We start from the raw sequence: 14,334 nt of genomic DNA, 5'->3' as shown, positions 1-14,334 counted from the left end.
TAAATAACCGTTGAAAATTTAGCGCTTTCGCGCCACACTCTTCTTACTTTAACTTAACTACTTTCCAAATAAAGTATTGGAAACGTAAAAATTTAATGATGTCTTGGGAGACCCAACATGATTTATCAAGGCGAAAGCATCCGGGTTGATTTTATAGAGCCGGGTTTTGCAGAGCTTCAGTTTGATGCCAAAGGCTCGGTTAATAAATTTGACCAAAAAACCTTACAAGAGTTTAGTGACGCCCTTACTCAATTAGCACAAACCGACGACTTGCGTGGTGTGATTGTCACTAGTTCTAAACCAACGTTCATCGTTGGTGCTGATATCACCGAATTCTTAAACATGTTTGCAGATCCTGAGAATACTCGCGAATGGGTCGCAAAAGCTTCACGCGTATTCGATCAGCTAGAAGATCTTCCGGTGCCGACTGTTGGCGCCGTGAAAGGTTTTGCACTCGGTGGCGGCTGTGAAGCACTACTTGCATGTGATTATCGTGTTGCTGATAGCACTGCCACAATTGGTTTGCCTGAGGTGAAGTTAGGTCTGATTCCAGGCTTCGGTGGCACCATGCGTTTGCCGCGTGTAATCGGCCCTGACAACGCGCTTGAATGGATTACTACAGGTAAGAACAACTCTGCTTTAGACGCATTAAAAGTGGGTGCCGTTGATGCCGTTGTTGAACCGGACAACCTCACTGAAGCGGCTTTGAATCTTGCTAAAGCAGCAGCTGCAGGTGAACAAGACTGGAAAGCTAAGCGCCAACCGAAGTTGGAACCGCTTAAAGCGAACGATACTGAGTTAACCATGACGCTAGTGACCGCTAAAGGTATGGTCGCAGCTAAAGCGGGTAAACACTACCCAGCGCCTCATAAAGCGATTGAGGCTATTGAAAATGGTGCCCGCGAGGCGCGCGAAGGTGCGTTAAATGCTGAGAACCAGGCATTCTTTGATTTAACCCAGACCGATGCATGCCACGCACAAGTGGGTATTTTCCTTGCCGACCAAGCAGTCAAAGGAAAGTCGAAGAAATACGCCAAATCCGCAAGTAAAGAGATTAAAACCGCTGCGGTACTGGGCGCCGGCATCATGGGCGGTGGTATTGCTTACCAATCAGCGCTCAAAGGCGTTCCTGCAGTGATGAAAGACATCAAACAAGATGCGCTTGATCTGGGAATGAAAGAAGCTGGCAAAATCCTTAAGAAAGGTGTTGAACGCGGCAAAGTATCTAGCGAAAAAATGATTAAGGTACTTTCTTCTATCACACCCACGTTGCTTAATGACGCAGTTAAAGACGTTGATATTGTTGTTGAGGCGGTTGTCGAGAATCCAAAAGTCAAAGGCTCAGTGTTAGCAGAAGTCGAAGACGTGATCAGCGACGATGCTATTTTAACGTCAAACACATCGACTATTTCTATCACGGAACTGGCGAAAAACCTCAAGCGTCCCGAGAAATTCTGCGGTATGCACTTCTTCAATCCAGTGCATAAAATGCCATTGGTTGAAATTATCCGTGGCGAAAAAACCTCCGACGAAACCGTTGCCGCAGTTGTCGCTTACGCACTGAAGTTGGGTAAAACACCGATTGTTGTTAACGACTGCCCTGGTTTCTACGTTAACCGTGTACTTTTCCCTTACTTAGCTGGTTTTGCTGGCATGGTCGACGAAGGCATCGACTTTGTTGGTATTGATAAGGTCATGGAGAAGATGTTCGGTTGGCCAATGGGCCCTGCTTACTTGAGCGACGTTGTCGGCATTGATACCGCTGATCATTGTACCGTGGTCATGGCTGATGGCTTCCCATCGCGCATGGCTCGCAACGAAAGCAGCGCAATTGCCCAGTTAGCAAAGGCAGAGCGCTATGGTCAGAAAAACGGCAAAGGTTTCTATGTTTATGGCACCGATAAGAAAGGCAAGCCAACGAAAGAAGCCGATCCTGAAACCTATAAACTCATTGGTGCAGAACCTGGTAAGCAAGCAGATAAAGATGAAGTTATCGCTCGCTGCATGATCCCAATGGTGAACGAGGTAGTTCGTTGTCTTGAGGAAGGCATTATTGGTTCAGCTGCAGAAGCAGACATTGCCTTACTTTACGGTCTTGGCTTCCCTCCTTTCCGTGGCGGACCTTTCCGTTACTTAGAAACCGTGGGTATCGAGAATTTTGTGAAGCTCGCTGATAAATACGCACACTTAGGTGAAATCTACCAAGTGACTGACGGAATGCGCGAAATGGCGAAAGCGGGCAAATCTTACTTCGACACAACTAGCGCGAAGTAAGGCGAGGAGGATTTTATAATGAAAGACGTAGTAATCGTAGACTGTATTCGCACCCCAATGGGACGTTCTAAGAATGGCGTTTTTCGCCATACGCGCGCCGAGGACCTGTCGGCCGCATTGATGAAAGGCCTACTTGAGCGTAACCCCGAAGTGGATGTCAATGAACTAGAAGACATCTATTGGGGTTGTGTTCAGCAAACACTTGAACAAGGCTTTAATATTGCCCGTAACTCAGCGCTTATCGCAGGCATTCCACATTCGGTCGCTGGCGTTACCGTAAACCGCTTATGTGGCTCATCGATGCAAGCGCTGCATGATGCAACACGCGCAATCATGAATGGCGACGGTGACATCTTTATGGCGGGCGGTGTTGAACATATGGGTCATGTGCCTATGACTCATGGTATCGACTTTCATCCAGGTATGAATAAATCCGTGGCACGCGCTGCGGGTAGTATGGGTATGACGGCAGAACTGTTGTCGCGCAAGTTTGGTATCTCTCGCGAACAACAAGATGCCTTTGGTGCACGCTCTCACCAACGTGCACACCAAGCAACGGTTGAGGGACGCTTCGCTAAAGAAATCTACGCGATTAATGGCCACAACGAAAAAGGCGAACTGGTTCGTGTTACAACCGATGAAGTCATTCGTCCGGAAACCACAGCGGAGTCTCTTGCTCAGCTGCGCCCAGTATTTGACCCTGCTAACGGTACAGTGACCGCAGGCACTTCATCAGCGCTATCTGACGGTGCTGCGGCAATGCTAGTCATGTCTGCAGAAAAAGCAAAAGCCTTAGGTTTAACGCCGCGTGTCAAAATCCGTTCGATGGCTGTCGCTGGTTGCGATCCAAGCATCATGGGCTATGGCCCGGTGCCGGCGACCGAAAAGGCACTGAAACGTGCAGGCGTAAGCATGGATGACATCGATGTCGTTGAGCTTAACGAAGCGTTTGCCGCTCAATCACTCCCTGTGCTTAAAGGTCTTAAACTATTCGATCAAATGGAAGACAAGGTCAACCTGAACGGCGGTGCCATTGCCTTAGGCCATCCACTCGGTTGTTCTGGGGCGCGTATCTCTACGACGCTGATTAACTTAATGGAAGAAAAAGACGCTAAACTCGGCTTAGCAACGATGTGCATTGGCCTAGGTCAGGGTATAGCAACGGTCTTCGAGCGCGTTTAAACGCTCTTAGATAGATAAAAGCCCATGGTACCTATGGTATCATGGGCTTTTTTATGACTCTCTTATACGAGCGATGAGCGATGCAAATCAAAGCCGACAAAGAATTAGATACCCTAGGTCTGAGATGCCCAGAGCCCGTCATGTTGGTGCGTGCCACGATCCGCAAGTTAACGGTGGGTCAGGTACTGATGGTGATAGCCGATGACCCTGCCACGCGACGCGACATTCCACAATTCTGTGAGTTCATGGAGCACAAGTTAGTGCAGCAATCTGTTGCAGACACACCATTCAGATATTGGATAGAGAAGTCGCACGATTAGACGTGCGACTCTGGCAATCAATTCAGTTTAAATAACACTCCCAGAACTCTGCTTGGCCAACATCGCCCAGCTCATAAGGCTTGAAGCCAAAGTTCTCGTAAGCTTTTTTAGCACGGTCGTTGTGAGTGAGTACTTCCAATGTCAATTTTACGCAACCACGAAACTGCGCCAAGGTCTTAACTTCTTCAAGTAGCTTTTGTGCAACACCCTGGCCACGATACTCATCGACCACTGCAATGTCGTGGATATTCATTAATGGTTTTGCCGCAAAAGTTGAGAAACCTTCTACACAATTCACAACGCCGACGGGTTGGTCACCGTCGAATGCAAGTAAGGAAAATACATTATCCCGTTTGGCCATCTCTTTAATGAGGTTATCCTTTACCTCTTCCGATATTCCTTCTCCGCCCCCCATTGGGTCTTTTGCATACATGTCGAGCATATTTACCACTGCTTGGGCATGTGCTGGGTTGGCGTAGTCAGCCAAGGTAATTTCTATCATATCACTTCCAATTAGTGCTCAGTCTAAATGTTTCCATCGCTGTCTTGCATGGTTGATAACAATGGCAGTCAACGAGATGGTCGTTTACCATACCCACAGCTTCCATAAAAGCATAACAGATTGTCGGACCGACAAACTTAAAACCTTCCTTTTTTAAGGCTTTTGCCATCTGACGTGATGCTTCAGTTTCTGTTGGTACTTCAGATAATGCCTGATACGCATTAATTGTGGGTTCAAAATCGACGAATTTCCACAAAAATTCGCTAAAGTTTTGTCCCCTATCACGCAATTTAAGGTATGCACGCGCATTAGTAAATATTGCATCTATTTTCGCTTTACTGCGAATAATGGCAGGGTTGCTATACAGTGCTTCACGCTCTGCATTTGGCATCGCTAATAGCGCATCCGGGTCAAAGTTGTGAAACAACTCATGGTAGGCGTCCCATTTTCTCAAAATGGTCAGCCAACTCAGTCCAGCTTGCTGACCATCAAGGCACAATTTTGCGAACAGCTCCTGGGAGTCGTCCACTGGTCGGCCCCATAAAGTATCGTGATAGTGCTCGTATTCACCGTCCCCTTCACACCAACCACAACGAACGAGTTGTTGATTTGTCATTTTATCCCCTATAACCGAGGCTTATCAAAGGGTATAATCTAGGCATATATGATTATCTTTGGTCAACCAAAAAATAGGTTGCAGACATTTATGGCAAAATACGACGTTAATACTTTTCAAGGGCTCATTCTCGCCCTGCAAGATTATTGGGCTCAACAAGGTTGTGCGGTAGTACAACCATTGGACATGGAAGTCGGTGCGGGTACGTTCCACCCCATGACCTTTTTACGCTCTCTCGGTCCAGAGCCGGCAAGCTTTGCTTATGTGCAGCCTTGTCGTCGACCAACTGATGGGCGCTACGGTGAGAACCCCAATCGGTTGCAACATTACTATCAGTTTCAAGTCATCATGAAGCCTTCGCCGAAAGATATTCAAGAACTGTATTTAGGCTCATTAAAATTGCTTGGTTTTGACCCTCTCACGCACGATATTCGCTTTGTTGAGGACAACTGGGAAAGCCCGACGTTGGGCGCTTGGGGCCTAGGTTGGGAAGTCTGGTTAAATGGCATGGAAGTGACGCAGTTCACTTACTTCCAGCAAGTCGGTGGCATTGAATGTAAACCTGTTGCTGGTGAAATCACTTACGGTCTTGAACGTCTAGCCATGTATATTCAGGGTGTCGACAGCATCTATGACTTGGTGTGGGCTGATGGTCCACGTGGCAAGATCTATTATCGCGATGTGTTCCATCAAAATGAAGTGGAGCAATCAACATATAACTTTGAAATCGCCGATACCGACACTCTTTTTCGCCGCTTTGATGAGTGCGAGCAAGAGTGCAATGTGCTCATTGAGCGCGGCTTATCACTCCCGGCCTATGAGCAGGTGATGAAAGCGTCACATGCTTTTAACTTACTTGATGCACGTCACGCAATCTCTGTGACGGAACGCCAACGCTATATCCTGCGCGTCAGAACCATGGCCAAGGCGTGTGCTGAAGTTTATTACCAAGCGCGTGAGGCACTTGGCTTTCCTTTATGTGAAACCTCATCGGAAGCGAAAGGAGCTTAATTGTGAAGCAAGATACTTTACTCGTAGAATTAGGAACCGAAGAGCTTCCACCAAAAGCACTTAAGCAGTTAAGTGAGAGCTTTAAGCAAGGCATTGAAGAGGGTTTGACCAATGCTGAATTAGCATTCAATGGTGTTAAAGCCCTTGCGACGCCTCGTCGCTTAGCCGTTGTAGTTGATGCGTTGCAAGGTCAGCAGCAAGATAAAGTCGTGGAAAAGCGCGGCCCTTCAATCGACGTGGCTTTTGATGAATCCGGTCAACCCACTAAAGCAGCGCAAGGCTGGGCACGCTCTAATGGTATTGAGGTCAACGAAGCAGAGCGACTAGAGACAGATAAAGGTGCTTGGCTGTTACACAAAGCCGAGGTTAAAGGCAAAGCGCTTGCGCAATTACTGCCTGGTATCGTCGAGGATGCTTTAAAGAGACTTCCTATTCCAAAGCCGATGCGTTGGGGTGATTCCGATGCACAATTCATTCGTCCTGTGCATACCCTAACCTTACTGTTTGGTGATGAACTCATTGATGCGAGCTTGCTTGGAATTAAAAGCGGTCGGCACATTAATGCGCACCGTTTCCACGCACCCGATGGCTTTGATATACAGCATGCAGACGATTACGAATCACAACTCTATAAACATCACGTGATCGCCGACCAGACGAAACGCATGGAATTAATCCGCAGTTCAATCAACGACTTAGCTTCACAGCTAGGTGGCAAAGTCGAAGCGGATGAAGACCTAGTCGAAGAAGTATCAGCGCTTGTCGAGTGGCCTGTTGCGCTATCAGCGAGTTTTGAAGAACAATTTTTAACAGTGCCTAAAGAAGCGCTGATCGTGACTATGAAAGATGATCAGCGTTACTTTCCTGTCGAGGACAATGAAGGTGGATTAAAGCCAGTATTCATTTTTATCACCAATATCGATAGTAAAGACCCCGCGCAAGTCATCAAAGGCAACGAACGTGTCGTGCGCCCTCGCCTAGCTGATGCGCAGTTCTTCTTCGAGTCGGATAAAAAGAAAACGCTCAAGTCGCGCCTAGATAAGCTAGCGACCGTGTTATTTCAAAAGCAGCTAGGTACGATGAAGGACAAGTCTGAGCGTATTGCTACGCTCGGTGCGAAGATTGCTAAATCGCTTAACGCTGATGAGCAACTAGCGCATCAAGCGGGTGAACTGTGTAAAGCGGACTTAGTTACCGATATGGTGTCGGAATTTCCGGAAACCCAAGGTGTTATGGGTCGCCATTATGCACTTAACGATGGTTTAGCTGCAGAAGTTGCTGATGCCATTGAACAACACTATTGGCCACGCTTTGCGGGCGATAACTTACCCACTTCTGATGTTAGCCGCGCCGTTGCTCTGGCCGATAAACTTGATTCGTTAGTGGGTATCTTTGGTATTGGTCAAACACCTAAAGGCGACCGTGACCCATTTGCTCTACGTCGAGCCGCTTTGGGCTTAATTCGCATTATTGTTGAGTCTAATTTAAATCTCGACCTATACGATTTAATTGACGCAGCGATTGAAGGATTCGGTACTCGCATCAGCAACGCAAATGTTCGCGAGAACGTATTCGAATTCATCGTGGGTCGCTTCCGTCCTTGGTATCAAGAGCAAGGTGTTGCTGTAGATGTTATTCAAGCAGTGTTAGCACGCGCTCCTTCACGCCCTGCTGACTTTAACCTGCGCATACATGCGGTAACTGCATTTAAACAACATGAGGCGGCAGAGAGCCTCTCAGCGGCTAATAAGCGTGTTAGCAATATTCTTTCTAAATCTGATATTGCGCTTACAGGCCAGGTCGACCACGACTTGCTTAAGGCAGCCGAAGAAAAGACGTTAGCAGCACAGATTTCGGAGACGGAAACAAGCGCCGAGCCTGAGTTAGCTGCGGGCAACTATGAGGGAGCGCTGACACGAATGGCTGCGCTGAAGTCACCTATCGATGACTTTTTCGAGAACGTTATGGTTAATGACGACGATCTCGCAGTTCGCCAAAATCGTTTAAACCTTTTGTATCAGCTTCGCGCTATGTTCTTGCGAGTTGCCGATATCTCGTTATTGCAATAACTGCAATTGCGGTAATAAAAAACCCGCTCATTGAGCGGGTTTTTTTATGCTTGTTTAGTAGTAGCTGGCTGTACTTTAGACGTCTAGGTTTGCCACTTTCAATGCGTTCGATTCAATGAAGTTTCGACGAGGTTCGACATCATCACCCATCAATGTAGAGAACAACTGATCCGCACCGATTGCATCTTCAATTGTAACTTGAAGCATTCGACGAGTCTCTGGGTCCATCGTAGTTTCCCACAATTGCTCTGGATTCATCTCACCCAAACCTTTATAACGCTGTACATAAAGACCGCGCTTAGATTCAGAAATTAGCCACTCAACTGCTTCTACAAAGTGAGAAACTGGCTGGCGCTTTTCACCGCGTGTGACATAGCCACCCTCTTCGACCAGTGCGTGTATCTCCTTACCGACTGTGACGATTTGCTCGTAATCTTTCGACATCAAGAATTCATAATTAAGAGGATAATCGGTATCAACACCATGTTGACGAATACGCGTGGTAGGAAGCCACATCTTACGTTCATTATCCTCATGCAAAGATATTGTATAAGTTGCTGAATCTACTTCGCGTGCAGTGAGGTCATCGTTTAATTGCTGAGCCCACTCTTCCATGTATGCCTTATCGCGCAACGCATCATCAGTTAGGCGCGGTGCGTAGAAGAGACGTTGTAAGAACTTCTCAGGAATACGACGAGATAAACGTTTAATCGTTTCTTGCGCCAATTGATAGCCGTTCACCAAGTTTTCAAGATGCTCACCACCGATTCCAGGGGCTTCTGCGGTTGGGTGTAGCGATGCATTGTCTAGCGCCAAACTTGTTAAATAACGAATTAAAGCGGGATCATCTTTAATATAGGTTTCCTGCTTACCTTTTTTGACCTTATATAGCGGTGGCTGAGCAATATAAATATAGCCACGCTCAATAATTTCCGGCATTTGACGGTAAAAGAAAGTCAGAAGCAACGTACGAATGTGTGACCCATCCACGTCAGCATCGGTCATAATAATGATGCGGTGATAACGGGTTTTGTCTGGATCGTACTCGTCACGACCGATGCCACAGCCCATCGCAGTAATTAGCGTACCGACTTCTTGAGATGAAAGCATCTTATCGAAGCGTGCCTTCTCAACATTGAGAATTTTACCTTTTAGTGGAAGTATCGCCTGGTTCTTACGGTTGCGGCCTTGCTTAGCAGAACCACCCGCAGAGTCACCCTCCACAATGTAAAGTTCAGATAGTGCCGGATCTTTCTCTTGGCAGTCGGCAAGTTTTCCTGGCAAACCAGCGATATCAAGCGCCCCTTTACGTCGAGTCATTTCACGTGCTTTACGCGCTGCCTCTCGGGCTCGTGCTGCATCCACGATTTTGTTAACGATGAGTTTGGCATCTTGAGGATTCTCTAATAAAAAGTCCGCTAAACGCTCGTTCATTGCTTGCTCGACAGCTGACTTAACTTCAGATGAAACCAATTTGTCTTTCGTCTGCGACGAAAATTTGGGGTCAGGTACCTTAACGGAAATAACGGCTGTTAAACCTTCACGCGCATCGTCCCCTGTCGCTGCGGTCTTAGTTTTTTTGGTAAAGCCTTCTTTTTCCATATAGCTGTTTAATGTACGCGTTAACGCGGCACGAAAACCAGCCAAATGCGTACCACCATCTCGTTGAGGAATATTGTTGGTATAACAATAGATATTCTCTTGGAATGAATCGTTCCACTGCATGCTCACTTCAACAGAAATTCCGTCTTCCTCTCGTTCGCAAGTAAAGTGGAAAGGATTTGGGTGAATCGCTGTTTTAGCCTTATTAAGATAAGAAACGAATGCAGATATACCGCCCTCGTATTTAAACTCATCAGAACGGTCATCACGCTCGTCTGATAACCGTATTGCAACGCCTGAGTTCAAGAACGACAACTCACGTAAACGCTTTGCTAAAATATCATAGTGAAACTCGGTATCAGAGAAGATGCCAGCGCTTGGCCAGAATCGCAGTTCCGTACCTGTCTGATCCGTATCACCGATTTGTTGTACATCAGTTTCAGGTTCACCAAGATGATAGGTCTGTTCATAAACGTGACCCTGACGTCTAATCGTCAGTTTCAATTTATCAGACAATGCGTTTACAACAGATACACCAACACCGTGCAAACCACCCGAGACTTTATAAGAATTGTCATCAAACTTACCGCCCGCGTGCAATACAGTCATGATGACTTGAGCCGCTGATACACCCTCTTCTTCGTGAAGATCAACAGGGATACCTCGACCATCATCACGGACAGATACTGAGCCGTCGGAGTGGATGCGCACGTCTACGCCGGTACAATGGCCTGCGAGTGCTTCATCGATTGAGTTATCCACTACCTCAAACACCATATGGTGTAAACCCGTTCCATCATCGGTATCGCCGATATACATTCCCGGGCGCTTTCTTACCGCATCAAGTCCTTTAAGAACTTTAATACTCGAGGAGCCGTAATTGTTATCTGACATAATTAATTCTCAGTTTGTTGTTTCAATATCCCGTGTTCCACGTGGAACACTCTCGGATTTTGTTTAAACAGTCGAGCAACCGGCGACGAATCAATCGCGGTGATAAAGCTTTGACATCCCAATTGCTCCAGAGCTGTTATAAATTTTTCCTGATTTGCCTCATCTAGCTCAGAGGTAATATCATCCACTAAAAAAATGCAGCTGCTATCTTTCTTAGCATTATAATGCGCAGCCTGCGCTAGCTTTAGACTCGCGACTAATAGTTTTAATTGGCCTCTCGATAGCACGAGCTTAGCGTCAACTCCATCGACGGTTAATTTCAGATCTGCCTTGTGAGGGCCAACTGACGTGTGCCCATATCGACGGTCACGTTCAGTATGTTTTTCTAGTGCTTCCGCAAGGCTGGAACTTTGGTCCCAGCCCTGCTTTAAACCAACTTCCAGTTTAACATCCGGCAGAAAGAATGTTGCACTGTTTGTAATGAAATTTTCAATTTCTTGTATATAAACGCTGCGTAACTCAGTAATCTCATGCCCCAAACGAGCAATCTGGGCGCGCCAAAAACTGTCTTGTCGCATGTCACCTTTTGAACGAAGTAAGTGATTTCGCTGCTTCAGTGACTTAGTGTAAGCGACCCAAAGATCATAAAACGCATGTTCCACGTGGAACACCCCCCAATCCATAAACTGCCGCCTAAGGCTTGGACCACTTAAAATCAGTTCAACAGATTCTGGAGTAAATAGCTGGACGGGGATGTGGCGCGCTATTTCTGACAACTTATGAACCGTATCACCGTTTAAGCGAAGCTGTATCTCACCTTCGCTTGTTCGACGTAAGCCGATCTTGATGACGTCACCCGTATCGGACAATGCTTCGCAAAAAACGGTAAATTCTGTCTCGTTGTGATTAATAAGCTGCTTATAGCCTCCTGGACGAAAGCTACGCCCAAACCCGAGCAAATATATAGCTTCAATGAGTGACGTCTTTCCAGAGCCGTTCAAACCACCAATCAGGTTGGCGTTTGGAGAAGCCGCTAAGTCAAAGCGCTTAAAATTTCTAAAGCTAATTGTCTTAAGCGCGTTCAGCCGCATATACTAATTACAGCCTCATTGGCATTACAACGTAGCAGCAAGAGTCGTCGTCCTTCGGCTCAACTAATGCACTGCTATTGGCGTCAGATAAGATAAAGCAGACTTCCTCAGTTTCAATGTTATTTAAAACATCCAACAAGTAGCTGACATTAAAGCCAATTTCAATAGCTTCGCCATCATAGCCAACTTCGATGACCTCTTCTGCTTGCTCCTGCTCTGGGTTTGTCGCTGTGATGCATAATTCATTCGCACCAATATTTAAGCGAACTCCACGAAACTTTTCATTCGATAAGATTGATGCCCGACTAAACGCTTGGCGAAGTAAATCACGATCTGCGAAGATTTGCTTATCGCCACCTTGCGGTACAACACGACGATAATCAGGAAAACGGCCATCGACGAGTTTACTGGTAAATACAATATCCGTTGTCTCTACACGAATATGATTGTTACCAATCGCCACCGCTACTTCTGAATCATCGTCACTAAGCAAACGAAGTAACTCCACCACGCCTTTTCTAGGAACAATAACTTGGCGTTGACTTAATCCTGGCTGTTCAATGTAGCAATTGCTCATTGCTAATCGGTGACCATCTGTCGCAACAGAACGCAACATATTTGCGTCTGTCTCAAATAGCATACCGTTGAGGTAATAACGAACATCTTGATTAGCCATGGAAAAGTGTGTTTTTTCCATGAGTCGTTTCAACGTATCCTGTGACGTAACAAAATTAACTTCACTGGACCAGTCTTCGATATTGGGAAAGTCATCAGCGCTGAGAGAGCTAAGTTTAAATTTACTGCGACCCGAGCGAACACGAACCCCCTCTTCATCACCCACTAATTCAATAGGCGACTCATCAGGCAAACTACGTACAATATCCAATAACTTTTTCGCCGGAACCGTAACCATACCATCACCACCCGACGACTCAACGTTGACCGATGAGATTAACTCCACCTCAAGATCGGTACCTGTAAGGCGTAATGTATCGCCCTCAACCTTAAGTAATAAGTTCGACAGAATTGGCAGCGTATGTCTACGTTCAACTGCTCCGCTCACAATTTGTAGAGGTTTTAAAAATGCATCTCGGCTTACCGTAAATTTCATTGATGAGTCCCCTGTTGAGAGTGCCGTTCCAATTAAGAGGATAGCGTCCTAATCAGATTGCGATAGTCTTCTTTAATGTCGTGTTGTTCTTCTTTTAATTCCTGAATTTTACGGCACGCATGCAATACCGTCGTGTGGTCGCGACCACCAAACGCATCACCTATTTCAGGAAGACTGTGGTTCGTTAGCTCTTTTGCCAACGCCATTGCCAATTGACGCGGACGAGCAACCGAACGACTTCTACGTTTAGATAATATATCAGCTAATTTAATGTTGTAATATTCAGCCACGGTTTTCTGAATATTATCAATAGTTACGAGCTTTTCCTGTGCAGCTATTAAGTCACGCAATGCTTCTCGAACAAAGTCGATGGTAATCGGTCGACCTGTTAGAGACACATTTGCAACAACTCGGTTGAGTGCGCCCTCGAGCTCACGAACGTTTGAACGTAGTCGTTTTGCGATAAAAAACGCCACTTCGTGTGGCATGTGCAAGCCACGTTCTTCGGCTTTCCTTATAAGAATAGCTACGCGCGTTTCAAGTTCAGGTGGCTCTATTGCTATCGTTAACCCCCAGCCAAAACGCGATTTGAGTCGATCTTCAACACCATCGATTTCTTTGGGATAAAGATCGCTGGTCATGATGATTTGTTGATTGCCTTCTAGCAACGCATTGAAAGTATGGAAAAACTCTTCTTGCGAGCCTTTTTTATTGGCAAAGAAATGAATATCGTCAATTAACAATGCATCTACCGAACGGTAGTACTTTTTAAATTCATTGGTCGAACTATTACGTATCGAATTAACCATGTCCTGTACGAACCGCTCTGCACGAATATAAAACACCTTCGCATCTTTTTTATGCTGCATAATGCCGTTACCCACGGCGTGCAACAGATGCGTTTTACCAAGCCCCGTGCCACCGTATACAAACAACGGGTTATAAACACCGCCCGGGTTTTCGGCGACTTGGATGGCAGCGGCTCGCGCCAATTGGTTACTTTTACCTTCTACAAAGTTATCAAACGTATATTCCGGGTGAATGTTGCTCTCGAAAGACTCAGACCGTAATGAATTATCTGAGCCACGATTTGTTTGACTTCGACGTTGGTTCGCTCTTGGCTGATTCGTACTACGCGCAGGTGCTGCACTACTTACATTACCAACTTCCAACACCACATCAGGCGCTTTGTCGTCGGTCAGTGAACTGAGGTAACTGTTGATTGTATTTAGGTACTTATCGCGCACCCAATCAAGGGAGTAAATATTCGGAGCATAAAGAGTCAGTGTGTCGCCGGTCAGCTCAGACTGCAAAGGCCTGATCCAGGTATTGAACTGCTGCAACGGCAATTCTGCTTGCAGTCGCTCAACACATTGTTGCCAAAGCGAATTATTCACACTACCTACTCCCTTTTAGTTATAATTTTAATGTCTATAAGTTTACTCTAGATTAGCTAAAATCGCTACCTATAAAAGCGCTACAGCGATAGAAAGTTGATTTTTTAAGCAAACTGTTAAAGTTGGATAACTTGTTTCTTATCCACAATGCCTTACCGCCCTAACCGACTAATTGTGGATGAAATGATTCATCTTTAAACTGATTTTTTGACCTAAATACATTGACTATAGCCCAGAGGATCGAGTAAGATCCGCGCTCACAATT

At 46.1% G+C, this 14,334-nt stretch carries 11 protein-coding genes; 5 read left to right on the top strand and 6 right to left on the bottom strand.

Translation table 11 applies throughout. From position 1 onward, the window contains the following. Positions 1-117 precede the first annotated feature (117 nt). The 3 genes from fadB (at position 118) to tusA (ending at position 3,776) form a co-directional block, all read left to right on the top strand. Positions 118-2,274 (top strand): fatty acid oxidation complex subunit alpha FadB, encoded by a 2,157-nt coding sequence (fadB, locus tag BFR57_RS04420; protein ID WP_071462843.1) that lies wholly within the window; start codon positions 118-120, stop codon positions 2,272-2,274. Between the two features lie 18 nt (positions 2,275-2,292). Then, entirely contained in the window at positions 2,293-3,456 is a 1,164-nt protein-coding gene (gene fadA, locus BFR57_RS04415; protein WP_006954125.1) for an acetyl-CoA C-acyltransferase FadA, read from the top strand. Between the two features lie 80 nt (positions 3,457-3,536). Beyond that, complete coding sequence (tusA, locus tag BFR57_RS04410; protein WP_071462842.1) at positions 3,537-3,776, top strand: sulfurtransferase TusA; 240 nt, start codon at positions 3,537-3,539, stop codon at positions 3,774-3,776. A 22-nt stretch (positions 3,777-3,798) separates the two neighbouring features. Here tusA and BFR57_RS04405 read toward each other — a convergent pair whose 3' ends face one another. Together BFR57_RS04405 and BFR57_RS04400 are read right to left on the bottom strand one after the other, a co-directional pair. After that, positions 3,799-4,278 carry a GNAT family N-acetyltransferase gene (locus BFR57_RS04405; RefSeq protein ID WP_006954128.1) on the bottom strand — a complete coding sequence of 160 codons (480 nt, stop codon included), beginning with the start codon at positions 4,276-4,278 and terminating at the stop codon, positions 3,799-3,801. Position 4,279: 1 nt separating this feature from the next. Beyond that, a complete protein-coding gene (locus BFR57_RS04400; RefSeq protein ID WP_071462841.1) occupies positions 4,280-4,894 on the bottom strand; it encodes a DNA-3-methyladenine glycosylase I in 615 nt (204 codons plus the stop codon). A 90-nt stretch (positions 4,895-4,984) separates the two neighbouring features. On the opposite strand from BFR57_RS04400, the gene glyQ reads away from it, so the two are divergent. Together glyQ and glyS are read left to right on the top strand one after the other, a co-directional pair. Further along, a complete protein-coding gene (gene glyQ, locus BFR57_RS04395) occupies positions 4,985-5,905 on the top strand; it encodes a glycine--tRNA ligase subunit alpha (RefSeq protein WP_071463830.1) in 921 nt (306 codons plus the stop codon). Positions 5,906-5,907: 2 nt separating this feature from the next. Beyond that, entirely contained in the window at positions 5,908-7,974 is a 2,067-nt protein-coding gene (gene glyS / locus BFR57_RS04390) for a glycine--tRNA ligase subunit beta (protein ID WP_071462840.1), read from the top strand. 75 nt (positions 7,975-8,049) lie between these two features. Here the strand turns inward: glyS and gyrB are convergent, their stop codons facing one another. From gyrB to dnaA, 4 genes are read right to left on the bottom strand one after another with little or no spacing between them, the layout of a single operon-like run. After that, positions 8,050-10,470 (bottom strand): DNA topoisomerase (ATP-hydrolyzing) subunit B, encoded by a 2,421-nt coding sequence (gyrB, locus tag BFR57_RS04385; RefSeq protein WP_071462839.1) that lies wholly within the window; start codon positions 10,468-10,470, stop codon positions 8,050-8,052. Positions 10,471-10,472: 2 nt separating this feature from the next. Beyond that, positions 10,473-11,561 (bottom strand): DNA replication/repair protein RecF, encoded by a 1,089-nt coding sequence (gene recF, locus BFR57_RS04380; RefSeq protein WP_071462838.1) that lies wholly within the window; start codon positions 11,559-11,561, stop codon positions 10,473-10,475. A gap of 7 nt (positions 11,562-11,568) precedes the next feature. After that, the gene (dnaN, locus tag BFR57_RS04375) at positions 11,569-12,672 is read right to left on the bottom strand and encodes a DNA polymerase III subunit beta (protein ID WP_071462837.1); all 1,104 of its coding nucleotides are present in this window, start codon (positions 12,670-12,672) and stop codon (positions 11,569-11,571) included. 32 nt (positions 12,673-12,704) lie between these two features. Next, the gene (gene dnaA / locus BFR57_RS04370) at positions 12,705-14,069 is read right to left on the bottom strand and encodes a chromosomal replication initiator protein DnaA (RefSeq protein WP_071462836.1); all 1,365 of its coding nucleotides are present in this window, start codon (positions 14,067-14,069) and stop codon (positions 12,705-12,707) included. Positions 14,070-14,334 lie beyond the last annotated feature (265 nt).

Source organism: Idiomarina sp. MD25a (genome assembly GCF_001870515.1).
In the GTDB taxonomy this organism is placed as follows: Bacteria; Pseudomonadota; Gammaproteobacteria; order Enterobacterales; family Alteromonadaceae; genus Idiomarina.
The sequence above is the reverse complement of the archived record's forward strand: the minus strand, read 5'-3'. Positions and strand labels throughout refer to the sequence as shown.

Coding starts and splice junctions, on each gene's coding strand:
- BFR57_RS04400 (WP_071462841.1), bottom strand. CDS start 4,894: ATGACAAATCAACAACTCGTTCGTTGTGGTTGGTGTGAAGGGGACGGT.
- recF (WP_071462838.1), bottom strand. CDS start 11,561: ATGCGGCTGAACGCGCTTAAGACAATTAGCTTTAGAAATTTTAAGCGC.
- dnaN (WP_071462837.1), bottom strand. CDS start 12,672: ATGAAATTTACGGTAAGCCGAGATGCATTTTTAAAACCTCTACAAATT.
- tusA (WP_071462842.1), top strand. CDS start 3,537: ATGCAAATCAAAGCCGACAAAGAATTAGATACCCTAGGTCTGAGATGC.
- BFR57_RS04405 (WP_006954128.1), bottom strand. CDS start 4,278: ATGATAGAAATTACCTTGGCTGACTACGCCAACCCAGCACATGCCCAA.
- fadB (WP_071462843.1), top strand. CDS start 118: ATGATTTATCAAGGCGAAAGCATCCGGGTTGATTTTATAGAGCCGGGT.
- fadA (WP_006954125.1), top strand. CDS start 2,293: ATGAAAGACGTAGTAATCGTAGACTGTATTCGCACCCCAATGGGACGT.
- glyQ (WP_071463830.1), top strand. CDS start 4,985: ATGGCAAAATACGACGTTAATACTTTTCAAGGGCTCATTCTCGCCCTG.
- gyrB (WP_071462839.1), bottom strand. CDS start 10,470: ATGTCAGATAACAATTACGGCTCCTCGAGTATTAAAGTTCTTAAAGGA.